Raw genomic sequence first — 24,483 nt, 5'->3', positions numbered from 1 at the left:
GCTCACATCCGGTTCTTGGTCCTGGCCGTGGCAAGCGCGGTCCACGGGTCTTCGGGCCAGGGATGCTTGGGGTAGCGTCCACGCATCTCTGCCCGAACCTGGGAATAAGGCCCGGACCAAAATGACGTGAGATCGTCGGTCACGGCCAGCGGCCGTCCGGCTGGCGACAACAAGTGGAAAAGAACGGGCACCCTGCCATCGACCAGCCGCGGCGTGCTGTCCCAGCCAAAACATTCCTGAAGTTTCACCGCCACAACGGGCCGGCCGCCGTCGTCATCGACGTCCGGATAGTCAATGCGTACCAGGGAACCGCTGGGTACTTCGAGCCGTTCGGGCGCAAGCGCTTCCAGGCGCCCGGCTTCCGGCCAGGGAAGGAGGCGGCGCAGCGGTTCGGCAAGACTGATGGCTGACGCAGCAGTTCCAGCAGCCATCGCCTCCAGTTCCGGCGCCAGCCACTCCTCCAACCTGGCCAACAAACCAGCGTCGGTCACATCAGGCCAGGGATCGCCGAGCCCCCGGCGCAGCAAGGCCATGCGACGACGCAGCGCAACAGCGGTGGGCGACCAGCTGAGCATGGAGAGTCCGTTTTTCGCCAAGGCTTCGGCCACCGCCTGGCGTGCGGACGCGATGCCGGCCCGGACCGGTGTGGAGGAAAGCACGATGGCCCCGAGCCTGCGTTCCTGGCGAGCCGTCACGCGCCCGTTGTCAAAGGTTGCGTTGACCTGGCCGGTCAATAGTTGGGGGGCCGCAGCCTCTGCCAATTCCGCCGAGAGCGGCGCAGCAGAACGAATCACCGCTCCTGTGCCGGCAGCGTCGCGGCCTTGGGCGCGCGACACCTCGGCAACTGCCAACCAATCATGCCCGGACAGCGGACTTCCAGCCGGGAGCCCGGCCCGCGTACCCGAGCTCAGCAAGTAGCTGGCCGGGCCGTCACCGCGAACGCGTTTGGCGATACGGTCCGGGAACGCCAGCGCAACCACAAAGCCAGGCGCTTCGCCGGGCGTGATCCGGTGGCGTTCCTCAAGAGGCACGACGGCGGCCGCCTCCTGACTGGCGATTGACTCAAGCCGCTTCACGTCCTCAGCGAAGCGCCGGGCGGCGGGATCAGTTCCGGAACGCAGGGTCGACAGGAGTTTGGTGATATCCGCCCCGGGTGCCCGCTGGTCGCCGGCAACGAGTGCTACCGTTTCAGCCGCAGCCCGCCTGCCAACAGCTGCGGATCCATCGAGCAGGGCCCGGGCCAGACGGGGGTCTGCGGGGACGCGGGCCAACACTTTGCCCAAGGCGGTGGCGCTGCCATCGTCCGCGACGGCACCCAATTCCCTCAGCACTTCCATGGCGTCCGTCATGGCGCCAGCTGGCGGGGCGTCCGGCAAGGCAAGACCACGGCCTCCGGGCGCACCCCAACAAGCAAGTGCCAATGCAGCGCCCGTCAGGTCGGTGGCCAGGATTTCCGGGGTCTGGTGCGCAGGGGCCGCGGCGAGGGACCGTTGGTCATAGCACCGGACCACCACACCCGGTCCTTGGCGGGCCGCACGGCCGGCACGCTGGGCCGCTGAAGCTTGGGAGCACGATACAGTCACCAGGCCGGACATCCCGCGGGCGGCGTCGCGTCGCGGTTCGCGGGACAACCCCGAGTCGATGACCAGCCGGACACCCGGGACGGTCAGCGAGGACTCGGCCAGGGACGTGGAGACGATGATACGAGGTGCCCCTCCAGGCTCGCGTCCGGAAACTGCCCGGTCCTGCGCCGCCGGGCCCACCTGGCCGTGCAGCTCCAGAACCTCAACGTTCCCTGGAACCACTGAACACAGGCGGGAGGCGACGTCGGATACTTCACGGACACCGGGTAGGAAGACCAGGGCATCCACGTCAGGGTTGTCGGATAAGGCCGCCTCGTGCGCCGCCGCAGCGGTCCGGGCGACGTGATCCAGGAAAGAACGCGACACACCCCGGTCGTTCAAGCGTTGTTCGCGGGCGGGCTGCCACCGGACATCCAGGGGGTGCAGGGCGGAAGGGCAGTCGACGACGGGGGCCGGGCCGCCGTCGAGCGTGTTACCCAGCAAAGCGGCGAACCGCTGGGCGTCGAGCGTCGCGGACATGGCAACAAGCGTCAGGTCTCCGCGAAGCTCACGAACCTCCGCGAGAATGCCCACGAGAAGATCGGATTCGAGGCCCCTCTCGTGGACTTCGTCGAGGATCACTGCGTGGACGCCCTCCAGGCCTGGGTCATTGAGCAGCCGGCGAAGGAGAATCCCCGGAGTGACAAACTCGACCATCGTCTGGGCACCGGCCTTGTTCTCGCCCCGGACCGTGTACCCGACCCTGTCCCCGAGGGGGGTCCCGTCCAAGGACGCGAGGCGGCGCGCGGCAGAGCGGGCAGCCACTCGGCGCGGTTGGGTGACGATGACGCGGGGCTGACCGGACTGCCCCTGTTGGACGAGATTAGCCAGCAGCGGCGGTACGAAGGTGGTCTTGCCAGTACCGGGAGGGGCCTGCACGACCACCGCACCGCCGTCGCCCTGCTTCGTCAGTTGCGCCGCGAAGTCTTCGATGGAATGGGCGAAGACCAAGTCCCGGCCGATGGTGTCCAGTCTGAAAGTCACCACACCATTGTCCCTGTTCCGGGATGCGCGAAGTCCGGGGAAACGAAAAGGCCGCGCCCCTTGAAGGGCGCGGCCATTCTGGTTGTTGAGCCTTAGCCGATGGTTGAGGCGTCGATGACGAAACGATAGCGGACGTCCGAGGCCAGGACGCGCTCGTAGGCATCGTTTATCTTGCTGGCCGGGATGAGTTCGATCTCGGCACCCAGGCCGTGCTCGGCGCAGAAGTCCAGCATTTCCTGGGTTTCGCGGATGCCGCCGATCATGGAACCCGCAAAGCGACGGCGGCCACCGATCAAGGCGAAAGCGTTCACCGGCAGCGGTTCTGCAGGAGCGCCGACGTTGACCAGCGTTCCGTCGAGCGTCAGCAACTGAAGGTAAGCGCTGATGTCGATGGATGCGCTGACCGTGTTGATGATCAGGTCAAAAGTACCGGCCAGCCGTTCAAAGGTGGCAGGATCGCTGGTCGCGTAGTAGTGGTCCGCACCAAGCTTGAGGCCATCCTCCATCTTCTTCAGCGACTGCGAGAGGACGGTCACCTCCGCACCCATGGCGTGGGCGATCTTGACGCCCATGTGGCCCAGGCCGCCCAAACCTACGATGGCCACCTTCTTGCCCGGGCCCGCACCCCAGTGGTGCAGAGGGGAAAACGTCGTGATGCCGGCGCAGAGCAGAGGAGCGGCGACGTCGAGGTCCAACCCTTCCGGGATGGTCACTACGAAGTCTTCGTTCACCACCACGTTGCTGGAGTAGCCGCCCTGGGTGATGGTGCCGTCGCGGTCCACCGCACCATACGTTCCGACATTGCCCTTGAGGCAGTACTGTTCCTCGCCGGCCAGGCAGTTCTTGCACTCCTTGCAGGAGTTCACCATGCACCCGACGCCGACGCGGTCGCCGACCTTGTGCTTGGTGACCTCGGTGCCAACCTCCGTGACGATGCCAGCAATCTCATGGCCAGGGACCAGAGGGTACTGCTGGGGACCCCAGTCGCCGCGAACAGTGTGGATATCTGAATGGCAAATGCCGGCGAACTTGATGTCGATGTGGACGTCGTTCGGGCCAACCTCGCGTCGTTCAATGGTGGTCAGGGTCAGGTCGCCCGTGGCCGAGGGTGAAGCAAAAGCGGAAGCGGTAGGCATGTTTCTCCTGCGTGTTGGACTAAATCTGATATTTACATCTAACACTCTCTGGCTGGGCGTTAGGAGTTAACGCTGTTAGGGGTACTGGCAGGGACCCCCTTGGCACTCACAAAAGTGCGATTTTCCGCTCCAGAGCAGTCCGTTCGGCGGCGTTCGAACAAAGATCGAGTGCTGCCTTCAATGCCTCCACGGCCTCCGCGCGACGACCCAGCCTGGCCAGCAATTCGCCCCGTACCGTCGGCAGAAGATGCGATCCTGCCAGCTCGCCCCTGCCCGCCAGCGAATCCACGAGCTCCAGGCCGGCAGCTGGCCCGGAAGCCATAGCCAAAGCCACTGCACGGTTAAGCTCGACGACCGGTGACGGTGCCAGGGAACCCAATGCCTCATACAGAATGGCGATCCGCTCCCAATCCGTCTCCGCTGCCGTCCTTGCCACCGCATGGCATTCTGCAATGGAGGCCTGCAAGCCATAGGCACCCAGTCCCCGCCCAGCCGCGACCGCCGTCGAAAGTGCGGCGCGGCCGCGCCGTATCGCGGACTGGTCCCACCGCCGTCGGTCCTGGTCTTCAAGGAGGACAGGATTCCCGGCAGCGTCGACCCTGGCAGGAAACCGGGCGGCCGTCAATTCCATCAAGCCCAGCAGGCCGAAGACTTCCGGTTCAGGACTCAGCCGGACAAGGACGCGCACAAGCCGCCGGGCTTCGGCAGCAAGCTCCGTCCTCATCCAGGAATCCCCCGCTGAGGCAAATGACCCCTCAGTGAAGATGACGTAGAGCACCTGGAGCACGGATCCCAGCCGCTGGGGAATTTCATGGCACTCCGGAACGGTGAAAGGTATGTGGGCTGCTGCGAGGGTCTTCTTGGCACGCGTGATGCGGGCCTGGACGGTGGGAACAGGAACCAGGAAGGCCTTGGCTATTTCGTCGGTGCCCATGCCCCCTACAACCTTCAACGTCAGGGCAATGCGTGCTTCCTTGGACAGCACCGGATGGCACGAAATGAACATCAGCGCCAGGACGTCGTCATCGATCGCGTCAGGGTTGAACAGTGTGTCCGTGCCCGGTACCTCCTCGGAAAGACCGTGGGCCAGCAGCGCGTTCTTTTCGTCCTGGACCGACCTTCTCCGGAACGTATCGATGGCTCGGCGCTTACCAGCCGTCATCAGCCAGCCTGCAGGCTCGCGGGGAATGCCGTTGACGGACCATGACACGATCGCTTCCGCGAGTGCCTCCTGGGCAAGGTCCTCAGCAAGGGCGAAGTCACCGGTGTAGCGGGCAAGGGCGCCGACGACGCGGGCAGATTCACTGCGCCATACCGCTTCGACGGCGGCCCTTGCCTCGTTACTGCTCACGTCCGTCGCCGTTGCCTAAGCCAAGCGGCCAGATGCTCAGAGTTGTCCGGTCTGCTCACGCCAGGCGCGTTCCTTCTGAATCCACTCGTTGTCCTGCGGGAACTCATCGATGCTGGTGACGCGCCGGATCTCGGTCTTGGTTCCGGCCGTCATGGGCGCCCGTTTGGCCCATTCCACGGCTTCCTGCTTGGAGGCGACGTCGAGGATGTAGAAGCCGCCGAAGAGTTCCTTCGTCTCTCCGTAGGGGCCGTCCGTGACAACCGGGGTTTCACCCGTGAAGTCCACCACCACTGTTTCTTTGGCGTCGTCCAGGCCCTCGGCGGCGAGCAGCACCCCTGCCCGGATCAGTTCGTCGTTGAATTTGCCCATCGCTTCAAGGACGTCGTTGAAGTCGATGTTCTCAAACTTGGCGTAGGAATCGTCATCTGCCCGCATGATCAACATGTACTTTGCCATCTGGATCAATCTCCTGTGTCGTGGAAAGCCGCCCTTCGACCTTCTCACCCATAGGTCGAACAGTGCGAGGACAAATCGACAACGCGTTCGAAAAACTTTTTCACGGCAACGCAAAGGATCCCTTGGATGCTTCCAAGGGATCCTTTATGCCCGCCCACAGAGGGGTCAGAGTCGGCTAGCGGCCGCCGCCTCCAATGACGCCGGCTTCAACGGCCTTGGTCACGGCATCAGCCTCTGCCTGGGTGAGTTTTCCGTCCGTTACGGCCTTGTCGAGCCGGGTCTTGAGTGCGGCGGCACGTTCAGCCTGACCCTCGGAGCGGATTTCCTGCAAAGCGGTGGTGACCTTGGCTTCGTCAACACCCAGTGCTGATGCGAGCGACTTGGCCAATGCAGCCTCGTGTGCCGATGGGTCCGGCTTGGTGCCCTCGGTTCCTTCGGTCGGCGGCGTGGTCGGCTTGTTGGCTTCACGGAAGGCCTTCAGGGCGTCAGAGACCTTGGTCTCGTCGACGCCGAGCTTGGTCGCGAGTTCCTGAGCGATCTTTCCACCGTCGCGCCCGTGCCCGTGACCGCCCGGCTTTCCGGCGTGGTCTGAGGGCGTGGTGGCATCGGCAGAGGATGTGGCGCTCGGTGTTGGCGTTGTGGCCGCTGTAGCCATGCTGGTCACACCCAGTCCGGCGCCCAAGGCCAGCGCTCCGGCTGCGACGCCCAGGGTGATTCTCTTGGTTCTCGACATGTACCTCTCCTCGATCCGTTGCTACGGGTGTTGTCTGCGGGACGGCCCAGTGCACCGTCCTCTTAACACGATGGGGGTCCAACCCCAGACCTTGCTGTCCGAAAGCTATGATCAACCTGTGAATCCCACGGTGCCCTTCGGCTGAGTCAGCCGATACGGTCCAAAGCGTCCAGGAGCCTGGTGACAGAGCCGCCAAGGTTCCATTCGGTGGCCAACCGTTCCAGTTCGGAACGCGCTTCCCCGCTAACGGGACCCAAGCTGGCGCCTGCCTCCTCGAGGGTGGGCACCTCCAGGTCACGGACGACATTGACGACGACGGGCGCCACCTTAAGGTAGTCGGCTGCCGCTGAGAGTTTGGCGCGGATTGAAGCCGACAGGCCGCCGTCGGGATCTTCTGCCGCCTCCAGCAGCCCCTCCAGCGAGCCGTGCTCCCCAAGCAGGGCGGCCGCCGTCTTTTCACCGATACCAGCCACCCCGGGAAGCCCATCCGAGGCGTCTCCGCGGAGGGTGGCGAAGTCCGCGTACTGCTGGGGCAGGACCCTGTATTTGCCAACAACGACGACGTCGGTGACCACTTCGAGATTCTTCATTCCCCGCGCCGTGTAGATCACCCTGACATCACGCTGATCATCCACGAGCTGGAAGAGATCACGGTCGCCTGTCACGACGTCGGTGGGCATCGTGGCAAGACTGGCGTACGTGCCCGCCACGTCATCAGCTTCATGTTCGTCCGCGCCCACCACGGCTATCCCTGCCAGATCCAGGACTTTGCGGATCAGGGGGATTTGCGCCTCGAGCGGGTCGGGGACCTCTTCGACGTCGGGACCGTTCGGCACGATCTCCGCAACGCGATGCGCCTTGTAGCCGGGGATCAGGTCGACACGCCACTGCGGGCGCCAGTCGTTGTCCCAGCAGGCCACAAGGTGCGTGGCCTCATAGTCGGTCACGAGGCGGGCGATCATGTCCATCAAGCCACGTACGGCGTTTACGGGAGTCCCATCGGCGCGCTTGATGGAATCGGGTACACCGTAGAAGGCGCGGAAGTACAGGGAGGCAGTATCGAGGAGCATCAGTCGCGGCATACCTGATCCTGACATGCGATGGATCAAATGCGCAGGAACCACGGGCGATTCGGGGAGAAGCTACCGGGACGGCTTGAACCGGACTGTGAGCCGCATTACGATGTAACGAGCGATAATAGAACATGGTGTTCAATTATCGAACATGATGGTTTCAACAGCCCACAAAGAAGTGAGGAAAGCCCGTGCAGTTCCACCACCACGGTTATGTTTCAGGTGACCCGCGAATAGAGCCGGCAGCCGGCGTTGGTATTGACCGCCCGGAGGCTCTGCCGGACGAGGTCGATGTCCTGATCGTGGGCAGCGGTCCTGCGGGGATGCTGACAGCGGCGCAGCTGGCCCAGTTCCCTGACATCACCACCCGGATCATTGAGCGTCGGCCCGGCCGGTTGGCCATCGGGCAGGCCGACGGGATCCAGGCCAGGAGCGTGGAGACGTTCCAGGCCTTCGGTTTTGCCGAGCGGATTATTGCGGAGGCATACCGGATCACGGAGATGGCGTTTTGGAAGCCGGACCCGGCGGACCACTCCAAGATTGTCCGGGCCGCCCGCGCCGTGGATGACCCTGCGGGTATCAGCGAATTCCCCCACCTGATCGTGAACCAGGCCCGCGTGCTGGACTACTTTGCGGAGTTCGCGGCGAACTCCCCGGCCCGGATCAAGCCGGACTACGGCTACGAGTTCGTGGGCTTGAAGGTCACGGGCGAGGGCGAGTACCCGGTTGAGGTGACCCTCCTTCACACGGCCGGCCCCCTTGAAGGGCAGCAGCAGGTGGTCCGCGCCAAGTACGTCGTCGGCGCCGATGGCGCCCGCAGCAAGGTCCGCGAGTCCATTGGCTGCCATCTGGCCGGGGACCAGGCCAACCATGCGTGGGGCGTCATGGACGTGCTGGCGGTGACGGACTTCCCGGACATCCGCACCAAGTGCGCCATCCAGTCCGGCTCCGGCGGCAGCATCCTCCTGATTCCCCGCGAGGGCGGACACCTGTTCCGGATGTACGTGGACCTGGGTGAGGTCGCTGCAGATGACCACGGCGCGGTCCGCAAGACCACCATCGAGCAGATCATCGCCAAGGCCAACGACATCCTCCACCCCTACACCTTGGATGTGCGCAACGTGGCATGGCACAGCGTGTACGAAGTCGGGCACCGGCTTACGGACAGGTTCGACGACGTCCTGCCGGACGAACGCGGCACGCGCACCCCGCGGGTGTTCATTACCGGCGACGCCTGCCACACCCACTCGGCCAAGGCCGGGCAGGGCATGAACGTCTCCATGCAGGACGGGTTCAACATCGGCTGGAAACTCGGCCACGTCCTCGACGGCCGGTCCCCGGAATCGCTGCTGGACACCTACTCCGCCGAACGCCAAGTGGTGGCCAAGAACCTGATCGACTTCGACAAGGAATGGTCCACCCTCATGGCCAAGAAGCCCGAGGAATTCAAGGACCCCACCGAGCTGGAAACCTTCTACACCAGCACCGCGGAGTTCCCCGCCGGGTTCATGACCCAGTACGCCCCCTCCATGGTCGTCGCCGAAGCCAAGCACCAGAAACTCGCCACCGGCTTCCCCGTAGGCAAACGCTTCAAGTCAGCACCAGTGCAGCGGGTCTGTGACACCAACCCCATGCACCTGGGCCACCACGCCAAAGCCGACGGACGCTGGCGCATCTACGTCTTCGCCGACGCCAACCCCGCAGGCGCCCCCGGTGCCGTCGCGGACCTGGCCCAGTGGCTCGAAACAGCACCCGACTCGCCATTGGCGGCAACGCCGTCGAACCTTGACCGCGACGCCTGGTTCGACATCAAAGTGATCTACCAGCAAGACCACACTGGCGTGGACATCAACGCCGTCCCCGCGGTCTTCAAACCCACCGTCGGCACCTTCAAACTCACCTACCTCGAAAAAGTCTTCGGCACCGACCCCGGCAACGACATCTTCGAGGCCCGCGGCCTCAGTCGCGACGGCGTCATCGTCGTGGTCCGCCCGGACCAGTACGTCGCCAACGTTCTGCCCTTGACAGCAACGACAGAACTCGGCGAATTTTTCGCGCGCCTGCACTCAACGGCGCGGCCGGAAGCCACACCAGCGCAGGCAAGCCTGGTGAGTCACCTAGCGTGAGTTCCTGCTACATGCCGGGGAGCCCTTGAGGGTTCCCCGGCATGTGGCGTTTAAAGCAGACTTGCCCGCAGTTCGCGACGGGCCAAGGTTTTACGTGGATGTAACGCAGGCCACTGGTGGCAAACCGGATTGCAGAGTAAGTTAATTGCAATCCGAATTGCAAAGTGATGCGCGTTACAAGGAGTTGGAGACTGTGCCAAACAAGCACGATGAGGCAGTTGCACGGGACTCCGTGGACCACGCCTGGCTGGGAGACGCACTCCCCGATGTTGCCTTGTCCAAGTCCCAAGCACGGGTGGTGGAGGTTATAGCCCGCAATCCGCAGCTTTCGTCATACGCAGACATCGCCGAGATCGCCCAACGCTCGGATGTCAACAACTCCACCGTGGTCCGCACCGCCCAGCGCTTGGGCTACCGCGGTTGGCCCGACCTCCAACGCGAGCTTCGCTCCCGGTATCTGGTGATGATCTCCACCGAGGACACCCTCCTTGAGCACGGCGAGCACCGAAGCCCCCTTCACGACGCCCTGAACCATGACATCGAAAATCTACGACTCACGCTGGACTCAAACTCTGCCGAGGACGTTGAAGCTGCCATCGCATCCCTGGCTTCGGCCAGGTCCATCATCACCGTCGGCGTCGGATCCTTCGCCGGGCCGGCAAGCGTCATGGCGCACCTCGGATCCACCATGGGATACCCCATCGCGCTGGAAAACCGTGGCGGTGTCCACTTGGCGTCGGCAGCCAACAGTCTCGGCCCCGGCGATGTCCTGGTGGTCGTCAACATGTGGCGGTCAGTCCAGCAGATCATTGTCACCGCCGAAGCCGCCAAACAGTCCGGTGCCACCGTCATCGCCATCAGCGATATGCGGCGTGGACGACTTGCAGCAGCCGCAGACCATTTGCTGATCGTCGCATCGGAAGGAATCTCCTTCTTCCAATCCGTGACGGCGGCCAATTCGATGGTTTACGGCCTGCTCGCAGGCATGGAAGCGGCTCATCCCGATCGTAGCCGGGCGGCCATCCGGCGCACCCAACAACTGTGGAAAGACCTGGATATCTACCTGGACTGACACCCACCTTTCCAGCCACGTCCTTTTCCGCAATATCCCTACCTAGGAGTACTTATGAGCAACAACCGCCGGATAGCCGTTATCGGCCTCGGATCCATGGGTGGTGCAATGGCGTCAACCCTGCACAGCGCGGGCTGGGACGTTACAGGCTTCGACCCTTCGGACGCTGCGCGAAACAATGCCGCCGGAGCAGGAATCTCCACGACGGCAGAACTCCAGGATCTCGCAGGCACTCCGTACGTCGTCCTGTCGCTGCCTTCAGCCAAAATCGTCGAGGCAACAGTGCCGGTGTTGCTTTCTGCAGCCGGCACCATCGCTATTGTTGACACCACCACTTCCGAGCCAGGCACCAGCACATCCATGGCAAGCCTGGCAGATTCGCGCGGGACCGGTTTTGTGGATGCACCTGTCTCAGGGGGACGGGAGGGCGCAGCAACCGGAACACTCAGTGCATTCGTTGGAGCAACGGACACTGCCCTGGCCGCTGCGCAGCCGGTCCTCGAGGCACTCACCGGCGGCAAATACGCCCATATCGGCGGCCCCGGCAGCGGCAACGTCGTCAAACTCCTGAACAACGTGCTCGCCGCAGCCAACCTGGTTTCCGTGGGTGAGGCCCTGGGCGTGGCAAAGGCCTACGGAATCGACCCGGCCGTGGCCACCGCCAGCATCAGCAACGCCTCCGGAGGCAGCAAGGTCTCCGCCGCAATGTACCCGGGCTGGGTGCTGTCCGGCAGCCACGATTCCGGCTTTTCCCTTGGCCTGATGGCACGGGATGCTTCCCTCGCCGTCGACATCGCGCGCCAGATCGGCGAGCAACCAGAGCTCCTGGTGGCCGTGGCCCGCCAGTGGCAGGAAGCATTGTCGGCCCTGGGGCCTGCCGCTGACTTTACCGAGATCGCCAGGATGGTCGCGCCCGCTGTGACTCCAGCCGGCGCCCCCACATCAACGCACGTTGCGTAATTGAGCAACAGAAGGACAACAACAACATGAGCATCACAACAGCCCCGCAGGCATCCTCCACAAAGACAGCCCGTGCCGTCCTTGACGCGGCCTTCCCAGCGGGCATCGGCGCCTTCGTCGATGGAAGAGTACTCCCCGGCTCTGGCAGTACCGTCACCCTGACCTCGGCGGCTACGGGCGAAGCCTTCGCCACGTACGCCGACCCCGGCACGGAAGGTGCCGAAGCCATCCTTGAAAGCTCCGTGCGTGGCGCCGCTGCGTGGGGTTCGCTGAACGGCTTCGAACGCGCCGCCATCCTCCGCAACGTCAGCACGGTGGTGGAAGCTCACACGGAAGAACTGGCAATCCTCGAATCCGCCACCACTGGCAAGCCCATCCGCGACGCCCGGGTGGAAGCAGCCAAGGTGGCTGAAATGTTCGGTTATTACGCAGGCTGGGCGGACAAACTCACGGGCCAGACCATCCCCGTACCCGGACCATGGCACACCTATACAGAGCGGGTCCCGTGGGGCGTGGTTGTGGCGATTACCCCGTGGAATGCCCCGTTGTTCACAGCTGGTTGGAACTCGGCGGCACCACTCGCGGCGGGCAACGCCGTCATTATCAAACCCAGTGAGTTCACACCGGCCACGACACTTCGGCTCGCCCAGCTGGCGCACGAGGCCGGTCTCCCCGACGGTGTCTTCAACGTGGCAACGGGCCTGGGGCAAACGGTTGGAGCCGCGCTGACCTCCGATCGCCGCGTTGGAAAAGTCAGCTTCATCGGCTCGGTGCCCACCGGACGACGCGTAGCTGTCGCAGCCGCCCAGGCAGGAATACCCGCGCTCCTTGAGCTCGGTGGCAAGAGCGCCAACATCGTCTTTGCCGATGCCGATCTGGAGAGGGCGGCAGACGGAGCGATATCTGCCATCTTCTCTGGGGCGGGGCAGTCCTGTGTAGCAGGCTCGCGCCTCCTCGTTGAACGAAGCGTGCACGCCCATTTCGTTGACTTGGTTGCCGAACGGGCTTCCTGGCTGCGGGTCGGGGACCCCCTGGACGGCGCCACCGAGGTGGGCCCGATCATCACTGCTCCGCAGTTTGCCACCGTGACGGCGCTGATCGAGGCAGGAATGGACGACGGCGGCCGCCGGCTAACAGGCGGAGCGTTGCCTGAGGCCCTGGCAGGCTCGCCGCTTGCCGGCGGTCACTGGGTCATGCCGACGTTGCTGGATGGTGTCACGCCAACGAACCGATTGGAGACGACGGAGGTCTTTGGCCCAGTGGTAGGTGCTGACGCGTTCGATAGCGAAGCCGAAGCGATCGCCCGAGCCAACAACACCAGTTTCGGATTGGCTGGGGCAGTGTGGACCTCGGACGTCTCAAGGGCCCACCATGTTGCCCGCGAGGTCAAGGCGGGAACGTTCTGGATAAATGCGTACAAAACCATCCACGTGGCTGTTCCCTTTGGCGGCTTCGGCGATTCCGGACATGGCCGCTCCTCAGGCCCGGGCGTTCTGGACGAGTACACCCAAACAAAGGCGGTTTGGGTGCCCACCAGGGCGGCAGGCTCGCCCTTCCCGTCGCTGTCCTACTAAGAGGAAGAATCATGGAAATCACCAACCCAACGTCCTCCCCTGACGTGCTGCGGCAGGCACTGAAGGACGGCGTCGCAGCCTGGCAACCCAGGGTACAGTCCCTTTCAGAGAACCTGCACGCCCATCCGGAAGTCTCCTTCGAAGAAGTCAGGGCTGCCGGGGCCATTACTTCCCTCTTGTCGGAGGGCGGCTTTGACGTCGCCCTCGGCACGGCCGACTTGGCAACGGCGTTTACCGCGAGTGCGGGGACGGGTGAACTCACGGTCGCCCTGTGCGTTGAATACGACGCGCTGCCGTCGGTAGGGCACGCGTGCGGACACAATCTCATAGCTGGCGCCTCCGTGGCTGCTGCGCTGGCTCTGCTCCCCCATGTGGACGAGCTGGGCATTACGTTGAAGGCGATCGGGACTCCCGCCGAGGAGCATGGCGGCGGCAAGGTACTGATGCTCGAGCGGGGTGCCTTTGACGGTGTTGGGCTGGCGTTGATGGTCCATCCCGTTCAGGACGGCGTGACGTACAACCCCGCTGGTACCACTGCCCAGGCTGTGGGCCGCTATGAGGCCGTCTTTACCGGCAAGGCGGCCCACGCAGCCGCTGCCCCGCACTTGGGGGTCAATGCCGGGGACGCCGCCGTACTGAGCCAGGTCGCCATTGGACTGCTTCGCCAACAGATTCCGGGAGACCACCGCGTTGCCTGTTACGTTGCGGAGGCCGGCCACGTCACCAACATCATTCCCGATCACGCGGTGGTTCCGTTCGAATGCCGTGCTTTTACGCTCCCTGAGTACGAGGCCTTGCTCGAAAGGGTCAAGCACTGCTTTGAGGGCGCGGCTCTTGCCACAGGAACCACCCTCCGGATCACGGCTGCGGAGCCGCTTTATGAGCCGCTGATCCAAGACGGCGAACTCGCTGCACATTGGACCGAAGCCATGCGAGCCTTCGGCAAGGACACTTCGCCGGCTGCGGGCATGGGTGGTGGCTCAACGGACATGGGCAACATTTCCCAGGTCATCCCTTCCCTGCATCCGTGGTTGAGCATTCCCGGCGCCAATGTACCCATCCATTCGCACGGCTTCGCAGCTGTTGCAAACACTCCCGAGGCATACGCCTTGATGTTCGAGGCAGCGGCTGCGCTTGCCTGGACAGTGGCGGGTGCTGCAAACAATCCCCAGCAAAGAGAACGCTTCATCAAGGCCGCCTACCGCCGTGAAGCCCTTACCCAGGAAGCAACATCATGAGCACCAGCACTGAAACCGCGCGGAGGGACGTAGCCGGAACACGGCTTACGCTTCCGATTGCCGCGCTGGCGTTTGTCATCGCCCTTGCAGTCCAGTTCATCGGCCAGGCCAAAATTGATCTTGGCATTGGTGCGATCATCATCTTCCCCATGGTCTGGGGCTTGATTCTCGGACTGCTTGTCTCCATCCAGAAGTTCAAGCCGCTGGGCTTGGACCTCCAGCGCGTGGCGGCCGCCTTGGTCGGCGTCGCCGTTCTGTTGCTCGTTGCCAGGCTCGCCTTCAACATCGGACCGAGCCTGCCGAGCCTCCTTAAGGCCGGTCCCGCGTTGCTTCTGCAAGAGGTCGGCCACCTGTTGGGAACCATTGTGTTGGCACTGCCGCTGGCTGTCCTGCTGCGAATGGGCAAGGCCACCGTGGGCGCCACGTTCTCCCTCGACCGCGAACCGTCGTTTGCGATGGTTTCCGAAAAGTACGGTCCGGATTCCGATCAGTACCGCGGTGTGCTGGCGATGTACGTTTTCGGCACGCTTTTCGGCGCCGTCTTCATCACACTGCTGACGTCCTTGGTGGCCAACTGGAAGATCTTCGATCCCCTGGCTTTGGCAATGGGCGCGGGCGTGGGGTCGGGCTCCATGATGGCAGCCTCGGCAGCCAGCATCATCGCGGCTTACCCGGGAGACCAGGAAGCCATCCTCGGCATGGCTGCAGTCTCCAATCTCATCACCACCATCCTGGGCGTCTACGTTGGGATCTACAGCGCCTTGCCCGTGGCCGACAGGTTCTATAAATTCCTCACCCGCAACAAGGAACCGCAGAGAGTTGCCGCCGGCGCCGCACCCGTGACACGCAGCACTGCTGAGCTCGAGAGGGACGAACTCCAGGCAGAAGAAAACCGACGTTTCAGGGAAGAGGTGGCAAAGTCCTCGGCTGCGATGAAGCTGCCGCTTTGGCTTTCCTTGTCCGTCCTCACGGTATTGGGGATTGGCACTGCTGCCGTGGCCGCGAAGAGCCTGAGCCTGTCGATTGTTGCCGGCTACGGCATCATGCTGGCCCTGGTTCTCGTGAGTATCTTCCTGGCGAAAATCACCAAGAAGATCTCTGCCATCGTTTTCATCACCACCATCGGCGCCTACATCTCCAGCCCATGGTTCTTCGGTTCAGGCGTCTTGAACGAGGCCGTCAAGACCGTTGACTTCCTGTCCATCGCCACGGTCATGCTGACACTGGCAGGACTTTCTCTCGGCAAGGACATCCCCCTCCTGCGCAATATTGGGTGGAAGATCGTCCCGGTTGGCCTTGTCGCGATCACCGCATCCTTCCTGCTGTCGACGGTCATCGCGGAGTTTGCCTTGGGACTCTGGCACTAGCAAGCCCTTGATTGGTTCCGGCCCGGATACCCGCACATGGGGGTATCCGGGCCTTGTCTTTTCCTGACCCGCAGTTCAGAATCCCGGCGGAGCATTCGAGGCGGACCATGGCCCGCAGGGAGCCTGCGCAAAAGTGTCGGAGCCGTCAGGCAGAATGAACATCATGGGGCGTTGGAGCGAAGAGAGAGTCATCAGTGCCGCTCCTGACGCATCATCACTGGCTGCTGCGCGCAAGCTCGCGCACCCCGGGCCGTGGTCGGAGTCGGGCAGCAGTGATGTTTTGGTGTGGGGCAAATGCCAGGGCAGCGGCAAAACGCCCTATCAGGTGAGCGTTGACGTTGTTGCCCCTGCCTACCGGTGTTCATGCCCGAGCCGTAAATTCCCCTGCAAGCACGCCTTGGCGCTGCTTCTGCTGTGGGCCCGCGGCGAGGCAGCCGGGCCCGCAACCGACACCGCCGATTTTGCCCAGGAGTGGGCAGCGCAACGGGCCGACAGGGCATCAGCCAAGGAGCGGCGACAGACCGGTCAAGCTACGGATCCCGAGGCACAAGCGAAACGCCTTGCAGCACGGCTGGAGCTGATGGATGCCGGGATGGCCGACTTCGCCCTTTGGTTGACCGATATCGTGAGAACCGGACTAGCGGCAGCACGGAAGCAACCGTATTCGTGGTGGGACGGCGTGGCGGCACGCCTGGTGGATGCCCAGCTCCCCGGAGTGGCCGAACAAGTGCGGCAGATGGCTTCGGATGTTCATGGGAGAACTGATTGGGCTGATCATCTGCTGACGACCCTCGGGCGCTGGTGGGCCCTGACCAAGGCATGGGCCAAGAAGGACAGTCTTGCCCCCGATGAGTTCGCCGATCTCAGGGCAGCAGTCGGCTGGGCCACCCCATCGTCCGAAATCCAGGAGTCGGAGTCCTTGCCGGGACCGTGGCTCGTCCTGGGTGCGCACAGAAGCGACGACGGCCGACTCCAGCAGCAGCGGACCTGGCTGAGGTCACCCGAGGGAACTGTCGTCGTCGTTCTTGATTTTGCAGCGCAGGGCCAAGGCCTTGCCACCCCGCAACTCTCCGGCGCCCTTCTTGAGGCGACAGTGGCCCGCTACCCGGGTTCGGCACCTCAACGCGCCAGGTTCACCGGCCCCATCAACCCTCAGGGCGTGGCAACAACGCTAGGCGATGGCTGCACCATCGCCCAAGCCCTTGAGAACGAGTCCACCGCGGTGGCAGCTTCGCCTTGGCGGCTCCGCCACCCGGTGCTGTTGGCCGGCGTGAAGGTCAGTCCGGAAGGCAGCGGCTGGATCTACGACTCCCCTGGCCATGCCCTTGCGTTGGTTGACGCCCCACTTGACGCGCTCCTGGCTCTAACGGGGGGCCAAGAAGTGGACCTTTTTGGCGAGCTGGAGGACGGACGGATCCGCCCGTTGGCCGTCGTCGTGAACGGGACGGTGGTGACCTCGTGAGATGGACTGACGAGCTTCGAACAACCGCCCTGGTGGGATCCGGACGCCACGAGGCTCCCGTACTGCCCCCGGAACTCGGTCTCCGCGCCCCCGAGGGTTTGTCACGGGAAGAAGCCCTTCTTGACCAGGCCGCGCTGGCGGACATGGTTGGACGGGCGGCACGGACGCCCGCACCGTTGGCTCCCGGGCTTCAGGTGCTGCCGGCACCACCTGATGCTGAGCCGCAGGCTACAGGCGAAGCGGCACGGCTCCTGGAACTGCTGCTCAATCAGCCTCCTGTGGGACTGGACCTCAGGAACCAGCTGCTGGTGGACTGGCTGGGCTTCGCGGCACAAACACGACGCCGGGTCCCCCACCGCTTGCTTCCGGCGTTGTTCACGATAGCCGGAAACACGTCCTCCGTGTTCAGGGTATTGGAGCCTGCCATTGGGACACGGGGGCGATGGCTCCAAGAGGTCAGCCCATCATGGTCCGCCCGGCCGGAACGGCGAGAACCCGGGCACGTTGACGCCTCAGTGGACCTTGCAGCGGATACCCCAGTGGACCCTGTGGCAGCAGCCCGCGGGCAACTGTCCACGCAGTGGAATGCTCTTAGCGCCCGGACGCGTGCCAACCTTATGAAACTCCTGGGCACCGACCTCCGCGATGAGGACGAGGCACTGTTTGAGAAGGGCCTGGACGACAAAGCCAAAAGCGTGCGCGAAGTTGCAGCCGAGCTGTTGGACCAGCTGCCAGAAAGTGCCCGTGCCCGCCGGATGGCCGACAGGCTGCTGCCATTGCTGCACGTCAAGGGATTGCTTAACAAGCGCTTCGACATCGACCTTCCACCGGATCCGGACGCATCAGCGTTGCGGGACGGAATCGCGCCGCAACCACGCAATGGTGAACCTGACCGTCTGGGAAGGCTCGAGACCATCATTACGGGTGCACCGCTGGAGGTCTGGACCTCGGTTTCGGGCCGCAGTCCGGAAGCGACGGCAGCCCTCCTCAAAGACGAGCCGAGGATCCTGGACGCCCTGACTTCAGCGGCCGCCGGCCGCAACAACCTGGAATGGGTCCGGGCCCTGCTCACCATCAGGACCGATACCCGGCTGCTGCATTGCCTGCCTGCCGGGGAGCGTGAGCGCTGGCTGGTGCGGCATATCCAGACCGGCGGGGAAGAACCCGTCGCCCTGGCCTATTTACTGCGCGGGCTCCCCCAACCATGGGGTACTGCGTTGGCAGAGGCTGTTCTCGCGGTCATCTCCACCAAGGAGGGGGGCCGTTTGGCTTCGATGCTCTCAGATGTCCTTCCCACGGCGTTGCCAGCAGAGGCGACGGCGACGTGCCGGCGCTTGTTGGAGCGGACAGACGACGACGCCGCCCGGCGTCGGGTTCTCCGCGACGCCGTCCAATACCAATCATTCAGACAATCCTTGACGGAGGCCTTCCGATGACAGATCCACAGAACGGAACCGATGTTCTTCGCGCCCACGCAGAGAACGCGTTCGCTGATGAACTCAACGCGTTGGCCGCTGTTGATGACCGCCCGCGGCCGCCCAGCTGGCAGTTGTCGCCATGGGCTGTCACCAAGTACATCCTGGGTGGAACGCTGGCTAATGGAACGCAGATCACCCCGAAATATCTCGGTTCGGAGCGGCTGGTGGAAGTCGCGGTGGCATCCCTGGCTACCGACCGGGCCCTCCTGTTGCTCGGCGTTCCGGGAACGGCCAAGACATGGCTCGGGGAGCATCTGGCGGCAGCCATCTCCGGTTCATCAACGCTGGTGGTACAGGGCACCGCGGGAACACCCGAGGAAGCACTGCGTTATGGATGGAACTACGCGCGATTGCTGGCCGAAGGTCCATCCCGCGCCGCGATGGTAGCGGGACCTGTCATGCGGGCCATGGAAACAGGAAGCCTGGTGCGGGTGGAGGAACTGACGCGCATTCCCTCCGATGTGCAGGACTCCCTGATCACCATCCTCAGCGAGAAGACCCTGCCGATCCCGGAGCTGAATGAAGAGGTACAGGCCCGGAAGGGTTTCAACGTCATCGCCACAGCAAATAACCGGGACAAAGGCGTCAACGACCTCTCCTCGGCGCTTCGACGCCGGTTCAACACTGTGGTCTTGCCGCTGCCGGACAGCATCGACCAGGAAGTGGAGATCGTCACCACCCGGGTCCGCAGCCTGGGCGAGGCACTGGAACTGCCCGCGGATCTGGCTGCATTGTCGGAGATCCGGCGGGTTGTCACTGTGATGCGGGAACTGCGCGCCGGCGTTACACAGGACCAACGGACCACTATCAAGTCACCTTCTGCCACGCTGTCCACGGCCGAAGCGATCTCCGTGATGACCAACGGGCTTTCCCTGGCAGCCCACTTCGGTGATGGCACTGTCAGGGCCGACGACGTCGCGGCCAGCCTTGTAGGCGCCGTCGTCAAGGATCCCGTTCAAGACCGTGTGATCTGGCAGGAGTACCTGGAAACCGTCGTCCGCAACCGGCCCGAATGGAAGGACCTCTACCGGGCCTGCCGCGATCTCGAATCCGCCAGCCAGACATGACAGAGGTCCACGTCCTGGGTATCCGGCACCACGGACCAGGTTCGGCCCACTCGGTGTCCGAGGCCTTGGCAACGCTGCGTCCTGACCTGGTGCTGGTGGAAGGGCCTCCGGAACTCGACCAGATCATTCCCCTTATCAACAACCCCGACATGCTTCCCCCTGTTGCCGGGCTCATCTATGCGGTGGACGAACCCCGGTTGGCTTCGTTTTACCCCATGGCAGCTTTTTCGCCGGAATGGGTGGCCATCCGTTGGGCTCTGTCCACAGGGACGTCTGTCCGCGCGCTGGACCTCCCTGCCGCGAATTCCTTGGCCTTGAGGGCCGCTTCCGAAGCAGAAGCCGTCAGCCCGGCAGAGCAGGGGTACCGCCCCGACGCCATCGGCATTCTGGCAAACGCTGCCGGCTACAGCGATGCGGAGCGTTGGTGGGAAGATGCCGTGGAGCACCGCAGTTCGGACCCTGCCGAACGCTTTGAGTCGCTCATCGAGGCGATAAAAGAGATCCGGGCACGGGATGAGCGCCCGGAAGACCATCCGGACGTCGTCGAAAACAACCGTCGGGAAGCGGCCATGCGGCGTATTCTGCGGGCCGCCATGCGGGAGGACCATGAACGGATCGCCGTCATCTGCGGCGCCTACCATGCCCCTGCCCTGGTACCGGCGGACTTTCCATCCTCCGCAGCAGACAACAAGGTCCTGTCCGGCCTCCCCAAAATCAAGGTGTCTGTCACATGGGTTCCCTGGACCTCGGACCGGCTCAGCCTGGACAGCGGATACGGAGCAGGTGTTGCAGCACCAGGGTGGTACCAGCACCTGTTCTCCCATTGGATGTCGAAGGATCCTGCCAGCGATGTCGCCACCACCTGGCTGGTCCGGGTAGCCCACGCCTTGCGGGAGCAAAACCTGGATGCCTCCACCGCGTCCGTGGTGGAGGCCAGCCGCATGGCCACAGCGTTGGCGGCAGTGCGTGGCAGACCGAGTCCAGGACTTCCCGAACTGGACGACGCCGCCCAGGCTGTCCTCTGCGACGGCTCTGCTCTTCCCCTGGCACTTGTACATCGGGACCTCACCGTTGGATCCGAGCTGGGAAGCGTTCCTGACTCCGTTCCCACGCTTCCCCTGTTTGCCGACCTCACCGCCAACCAGCGCAAGCTGCGCATGAAGCCAAGCGCAATGGAGGAGGTCATGGTCCTCGACCTCCGCAAACCGAACCAACTGGCCCGCTCGGTGCTGCTGCATCGCCTGGCACTGGTTGGAGTGGCGTGGGGCGTGCCGACGGAGACCGGCAGGACCACCGGCACTTTCAAAGAGGCATGGAAGCTTCAGTGGAGGCCCGAGCTGGCCGTTTCACTGGTTGAAGCGAGCAGATACGGCACCACCGTTGCCACCGCCGCGGCGGCTTTCGTATCCGAACAGGCCCAGGCCGCGGAAGGCCTGCCTGCAATGGGTGCCTTGCTGGAAGCGTGCCTCCTGGCCGATCTCCCCGAAGGCATAGCCGGGGTAGTCACCGCTTTGGCCGCCCGAACAGCACTCCAACAGGACGTTCCGCCCCTCCTGGAGACCATCGCTCCCCTGGCCCGCACCTGCAGATACGGAAATGTGCGTGGTGTCGATGTCCGGGACGTCCGGAAGATCCTTGAGGCCACAGTGCTACGTGCCTGCGTGGGCCTGCCGACAGCATGCGCCGGGCTCGACGACGACGCCGCTGCCGCAATGCGCAGAGCCATCGATTCGGCCCAGGACGGCATGACGCTGGTACCGGAACTGCCGATGCTTGATTGGCACACTGCGTTGGGCGGCGTAGCGCACTCAGACAAAATCCACGGCTCCGTAGCGGGCCGCGCCACCCGTCTGCTGTTGGATGCCGGGTTACTGGGCCGGGAGGATGTCGCGGCGGGCCTGAGCCGTCGGCTGTCCGTCGCGACGCCTGCGCCGGAGGCCGCCGCGTGGCTGGACGGGCTCCTGTCCGGCGACGCCACGTTACTGATCCACGACCCGAGGCTCCTGAAACTGGTGGATGAATGGGTGGACGGAGTCCGTGACGACGTCTTCGAGGACGTCCTGCCGCTGCTGCGCAGAACGTTTTCTGCTTTCAGCCGTCCGGAACGCCGCGAGATCGGCGAGCAAATAAGCCGCGGTACTTCCTCAAGGGATGCTGTTGGCGATGCCGGCATGGACTTGGCCGCGGCACGGCCCGCACTGGAAACGATGGCGCGAATCCTGGGTTGGGAGGCCGTAGCGTGAACGATGTTTCGGACCACACTGTTGAGGTCCGCGATCGGTTGGCCCGGTGGCGGTTGGTGCTGGGCGGCGATGACGCGGATGGAATCTCAACGGACGACGGCGGACAGGTCCAGTTATCGGACGATGACACCCGACGCGACCAAGCCTTGGAAGCCCTCTACGGTGATGGCTCCGGCCGGCGGGGCGGCCTGGCTTCTTCGAGTCCGCGGGTAGCCCGCTGGCTCGGCGATATCCGCGGCTATTTCCCGTCCTCGGTGGTCCAGGTGATGCAGGCTGACGCCATGGACCGTCTGGGCCTCAGGCAGCTGCTCCTGGAACCGGAAATGCTCTGTACCGTGCAACCGGACATCAGCCTTGTCAGTACCCTGGTGGGCCTTGGCAGGGTCATCCCGGAAGCGTCCAAGGAGACCGCACGGTCAGTGGTCCGGCAAGTTACCAAGGAACTTGAGGACCAGCTCCGCGCGAAGACCATCCAGGCAGTTTCGGGGGCGTTGAACCGCTCGGCCCGGACCCGCAGGCCACGGCATCGGGACATCGACTGGAACAGGACAATCGCTGCAAACCTCAAGCATTACCAAGCCGAATACCGGACGGTGGTGCCCGAACGGCTGCTCGGTCAGGCCAGGCGCAGCACTGAGATCCAGCGTGAGATCATCCTGTGCATCGACCAATCCGGTTCCATGGCCGAGTCGGTGGTGTACTCCAGCGTATTCGGTGCAGTGCTCAGTTCACTTCCCTCGGTAAACACCCGGTTGGTTGTCTTCGATACCGAGGTTGTTGACCTGACAGATGATCTCGACGATCCCGTCGATGTTCTTTTCGGCGTGCAGTTGGGTGGGGGCACGGACATCAACAGAGCTCTGGCGTACTGTCAGGGGCAGATCACGAAGCCCACAGAAACCATTCTCGTGCTGATCAGTGATCTTTACGAAGGCGGCATAGCCGAGGAGATGCTGCGTCGAGCGGCATCAGTTGTCGGCGGAGGAACCACCATGATCGCCCTGCTGGCCTTGAGCGACAGCGGTCACCCTTCGTTCGACTCCCAGCACGCCGCCGCGCTTGCCGGTATCGGAGTCCCGGCCTTCGCCTGCACGCCGGACCTGTTTCCCGAAATGATGGCAGCCGCCATCGAACGCAGGGATGTCGGCGAGTGGGCCGCCTCCCAGGACATCCCCACAAGCCACGAACCATAAACCGCAAGCACGGATCTGGCGGCGGCAGGCAATCGGCGCGAGAATGGGCACGTGGTCCCTCCACGCGCCCGCGGGACCGGCGACACCATGAACCAGGCCGCCCGCAAGATCCAACGCGTCTACCTGACGTTGACGCTGGGCAATACCGTTGCGGCGTCGTTCATTTGGGGCATCAACACCCTGTTTCTCCTGGACGCGGGCCTCAGCAACCTCGAGGCATTTGCCGCCAACGCTTTCTTCACCGCAGGGATGGTCCTCTTCGAAATCCCTACCGGGGTGGTGGCCGACGGCTGGGGACGGCGTGCTTCCTTCCTTCTGGGTACGGTGACACTTGCGGCATCTACCTACCTGTACTACCTGTTGTGGCAGACTGCGGCGCCCTTCTGGATGTGGGCGGTGGTCTCCGTTCTCCTTGGCCTTGGATTCACGTTCTTCTCCGGGGCCGTGGAGGCGTGGCTCGTTGATGCCCTGCGGTTCTCCGGCTACGAAGGCGGGCTCGAAGCCGTACTTGGCCGCGGACAGATGGTCCAAGGCGTTGCCATGCTGCTGGGTTCGGTGGCTGGCGGTGTCATAGCCCAAGCCACCAACCTGGGCGTGCCCTTCCTCCTGCGGGTCCTGGTGCTGCTGGCCATGTTCGCCGTCGCCTTTGGGCTGATGCACGACGTCGGCTTCTCGCCCGAGCGCTCGACGCACCCACTGCGGGCAACCCATGCCGTGCTCACCGCCTCGATCGAGAACGGTTTGAAAAACCCGCCCGTGCGGTTCGTGATGCTGGCCGCCCCCTTCAGCGCCGGCGTCGGGATTTACGTCTTCTACGCGTTGCAGCCATACCTCCTGGACCTTTTCGGCGATCCCCAGGCCTACTCGGTTGCCGGCCTGGCGGCGGCCATTGTTGCCGGTTCCCAGATCCTGGGAGGCTGGCTGGCTCCGCATGCCCGGAGTCTTTTCCACAAACGCACGTCCGTGCTCATTTTGGGCGGTGTCGGTGGCTCAGTGATCCTGCTTGTCCTCGGTTTCACCCACAGTTTCTTGATTGCCCTGCTGCTGTTGGCATTGTGGGGCGTGGTGGGGTCCGCGGTCATGCCCGTCCGGCAGGCATATGTCAATGACATGATCCCGTCCAAGCAGCGGGCCACTGTGCTGAGCTTTGATTCTCTGATGGGCTCAAGCGGAGGCGTGGTGATTCAACCGCTCCTGGGCCGTGGCGCCGACCTCTATGGCTATCCGGCGTCGCTTGCCATGGCCGGAGTCATCGAGCTCCTTGCGGTGCCCTTCCTGCTGGCTAGCCGCAAGCACGGTGCGGCAGCCGATGGTGCCGCCACAGCCAACGCGGGGCAAAGCAGCTGAA

At 63.9% G+C, this 24,483-nt stretch carries 18 protein-coding genes; 12 read left to right on the top strand and 6 right to left on the bottom strand.

Annotated elements, in window-relative coordinates; all coding sequences use genetic code 11:
• Positions 1-2: 2 nt before the first annotated feature.
• From hrpB to N5P29_RS10390, 6 genes are all read right to left on the bottom strand, one after another.
• Positions 3-2,606 carry an ATP-dependent helicase HrpB gene (gene hrpB, locus N5P29_RS10415; protein WP_262274920.1) on the bottom strand — a complete coding sequence of 868 codons (2,604 nt, stop codon included), beginning with the start codon at positions 2,604-2,606 and terminating at the stop codon, positions 3-5.
• Positions 2,607-2,698: 92 nt separating this feature from the next.
• On the bottom strand, positions 2,699-3,742 hold the full coding sequence (locus tag N5P29_RS10410; RefSeq protein WP_262274919.1) for an NAD(P)-dependent alcohol dehydrogenase: 1,044 nt from the start codon (positions 3,740-3,742) through the stop codon (positions 2,699-2,701).
• A 106-nt stretch (positions 3,743-3,848) separates the two neighbouring features.
• Positions 3,849-5,093 (bottom strand): RNA polymerase sigma factor, encoded by a 1,245-nt coding sequence (locus N5P29_RS10405; protein ID WP_262274918.1) that lies wholly within the window; start codon positions 5,091-5,093, stop codon positions 3,849-3,851.
• Positions 5,094-5,129: 36 nt separating this feature from the next.
• Positions 5,130-5,549 carry a YciI family protein gene (locus tag N5P29_RS10400; RefSeq protein ID WP_144658720.1) on the bottom strand — a complete coding sequence of 140 codons (420 nt, stop codon included), beginning with the start codon at positions 5,547-5,549 and terminating at the stop codon, positions 5,130-5,132.
• Between the two features lie 175 nt (positions 5,550-5,724).
• Complete coding sequence (locus N5P29_RS10395; protein WP_262278487.1) at positions 5,725-6,282, bottom strand: hypothetical protein; 558 nt, start codon at positions 6,280-6,282, stop codon at positions 5,725-5,727.
• Positions 6,283-6,428: 146 nt separating this feature from the next.
• A complete protein-coding gene (locus N5P29_RS10390; protein WP_410007910.1) occupies positions 6,429-7,379 on the bottom strand; it encodes a 5'-3' exonuclease in 951 nt (316 codons plus the stop codon).
• A 167-nt stretch (positions 7,380-7,546) separates the two neighbouring features.
• On the opposite strand from N5P29_RS10390, the gene N5P29_RS10385 reads away from it, so the two are divergent.
• The 12 genes from N5P29_RS10385 (at position 7,547) to N5P29_RS10330 (ending at position 24,482) form a co-directional block, all read left to right on the top strand.
• Entirely contained in the window at positions 7,547-9,481 is a 1,935-nt protein-coding gene (locus tag N5P29_RS10385) for an FAD-binding monooxygenase (RefSeq protein WP_262278485.1), read from the top strand.
• A gap of 193 nt (positions 9,482-9,674) precedes the next feature.
• Positions 9,675-10,553 (top strand): MurR/RpiR family transcriptional regulator, encoded by an 879-nt coding sequence (locus tag N5P29_RS10380; RefSeq protein ID WP_262278484.1) that lies wholly within the window; start codon positions 9,675-9,677, stop codon positions 10,551-10,553.
• A gap of 54 nt (positions 10,554-10,607) precedes the next feature.
• The gene (locus N5P29_RS10375; RefSeq protein WP_262278483.1) at positions 10,608-11,513 is read left to right on the top strand and encodes an NAD(P)-dependent oxidoreductase; all 906 of its coding nucleotides are present in this window, start codon (positions 10,608-10,610) and stop codon (positions 11,511-11,513) included.
• Between the two features lie 26 nt (positions 11,514-11,539).
• Positions 11,540-13,087, top strand: a complete 1,548-nt coding sequence (locus N5P29_RS10370; protein ID WP_262278482.1) for an aldehyde dehydrogenase family protein — start codon at positions 11,540-11,542, stop codon at positions 13,085-13,087.
• Between the two features lie 11 nt (positions 13,088-13,098).
• The gene (locus N5P29_RS10365) at positions 13,099-14,325 is read left to right on the top strand and encodes an amidohydrolase (protein ID WP_262278481.1); all 1,227 of its coding nucleotides are present in this window, start codon (positions 13,099-13,101) and stop codon (positions 14,323-14,325) included.
• On the top strand, positions 14,322-15,692 hold the full coding sequence (locus N5P29_RS10360; RefSeq protein ID WP_262278480.1) for a DUF3100 domain-containing protein: 1,371 nt from the start codon (positions 14,322-14,324) through the stop codon (positions 15,690-15,692). The genes N5P29_RS10365 and N5P29_RS10360 overlap by 4 nt, the downstream gene beginning before the upstream one ends.
• A 163-nt stretch (positions 15,693-15,855) precedes the next feature.
• Positions 15,856-17,154 carry an SWIM zinc finger family protein gene (locus N5P29_RS10355; RefSeq protein ID WP_262278479.1) on the top strand — a complete coding sequence of 433 codons (1,299 nt, stop codon included), beginning with the start codon at positions 15,856-15,858 and terminating at the stop codon, positions 17,152-17,154.
• Positions 17,151-18,590: a DUF5691 domain-containing protein gene (locus N5P29_RS10350; protein WP_262278478.1), complete on the top strand. Its 1,440-nt coding sequence runs from the start codon at positions 17,151-17,153 to the stop codon at positions 18,588-18,590. Before N5P29_RS10355 ends, N5P29_RS10350 begins: the two co-directional genes overlap by 4 nt.
• Positions 18,587-19,699: an ATP-binding protein gene (locus tag N5P29_RS10345; protein WP_262278477.1), complete on the top strand. Its 1,113-nt coding sequence runs from the start codon at positions 18,587-18,589 to the stop codon at positions 19,697-19,699. Before N5P29_RS10350 ends, N5P29_RS10345 begins: the two co-directional genes overlap by 4 nt.
• Positions 19,696-21,942, top strand: coding sequence for a DUF5682 family protein (locus N5P29_RS10340; RefSeq protein ID WP_262278476.1), 2,247 nt, complete (start codon positions 19,696-19,698; stop codon positions 21,940-21,942). The genes N5P29_RS10345 and N5P29_RS10340 overlap by 4 nt, the downstream gene beginning before the upstream one ends.
• Positions 21,939-23,135, top strand: a complete 1,197-nt coding sequence (locus N5P29_RS10335; protein WP_262278475.1) for a VWA domain-containing protein — start codon at positions 21,939-21,941, stop codon at positions 23,133-23,135. The genes N5P29_RS10340 and N5P29_RS10335 overlap by 4 nt, the downstream gene beginning before the upstream one ends.
• An 87-nt stretch (positions 23,136-23,222) precedes the next feature.
• Entirely contained in the window at positions 23,223-24,482 is a 1,260-nt protein-coding gene (locus N5P29_RS10330; RefSeq protein ID WP_262278555.1) for an MFS transporter, read from the top strand.
• Position 24,483 lies beyond the last annotated feature (1 nt).

Origin of the sequence: Paenarthrobacter sp. JL.01a (assembly GCF_025452095.1) — a bacterium.
Classification (GTDB): Bacteria; Actinomycetota; Actinomycetes; order Actinomycetales; family Micrococcaceae; genus Arthrobacter.
The sequence above is the reverse complement of the archived record's forward strand: the minus strand, read 5'-3'. Positions and strand labels throughout refer to the sequence as shown.

Excerpts from the sequence above, each read along its gene's own strand:
- N5P29_RS10410 (WP_262274919.1), bottom strand. The coding sequence starts at position 3,742 with ATGCCTACCGCTTCCGCTTTTGCTTCACCCTCGGCCACGGGCGACCTG.
- N5P29_RS10400 (WP_144658720.1), bottom strand. The coding sequence starts at position 5,549 with ATGGCAAAGTACATGTTGATCATGCGGGCAGATGACGATTCCTACGCC.
- N5P29_RS10395 (WP_262278487.1), bottom strand. The coding sequence starts at position 6,282 with ATGTCGAGAACCAAGAGAATCACCCTGGGCGTCGCAGCCGGAGCGCTG.
- N5P29_RS10390 (WP_410007910.1), bottom strand. The coding sequence starts at position 7,379 with ATGTCAGGATCAGGTATGCCGCGACTGATGCTCCTCGATACTGCCTCC.
- N5P29_RS10375 (WP_262278483.1), top strand. The coding sequence starts at position 10,608 with ATGAGCAACAACCGCCGGATAGCCGTTATCGGCCTCGGATCCATGGGT.
- N5P29_RS10370 (WP_262278482.1), top strand. The coding sequence starts at position 11,540 with ATGAGCATCACAACAGCCCCGCAGGCATCCTCCACAAAGACAGCCCGT.
- N5P29_RS10365 (WP_262278481.1), top strand. The coding sequence starts at position 13,099 with ATGGAAATCACCAACCCAACGTCCTCCCCTGACGTGCTGCGGCAGGCA.
- N5P29_RS10360 (WP_262278480.1), top strand. The coding sequence starts at position 14,322 with ATGAGCACCAGCACTGAAACCGCGCGGAGGGACGTAGCCGGAACACGG.
- N5P29_RS10355 (WP_262278479.1), top strand. The coding sequence starts at position 15,856 with ATGGGGCGTTGGAGCGAAGAGAGAGTCATCAGTGCCGCTCCTGACGCA.
- N5P29_RS10345 (WP_262278477.1), top strand. The coding sequence starts at position 18,587 with ATGACAGATCCACAGAACGGAACCGATGTTCTTCGCGCCCACGCAGAG.
- N5P29_RS10340 (WP_262278476.1), top strand. The coding sequence starts at position 19,696 with ATGACAGAGGTCCACGTCCTGGGTATCCGGCACCACGGACCAGGTTCG.
- N5P29_RS10330 (WP_262278555.1), top strand. The coding sequence starts at position 23,223 with ATGAACCAGGCCGCCCGCAAGATCCAACGCGTCTACCTGACGTTGACG.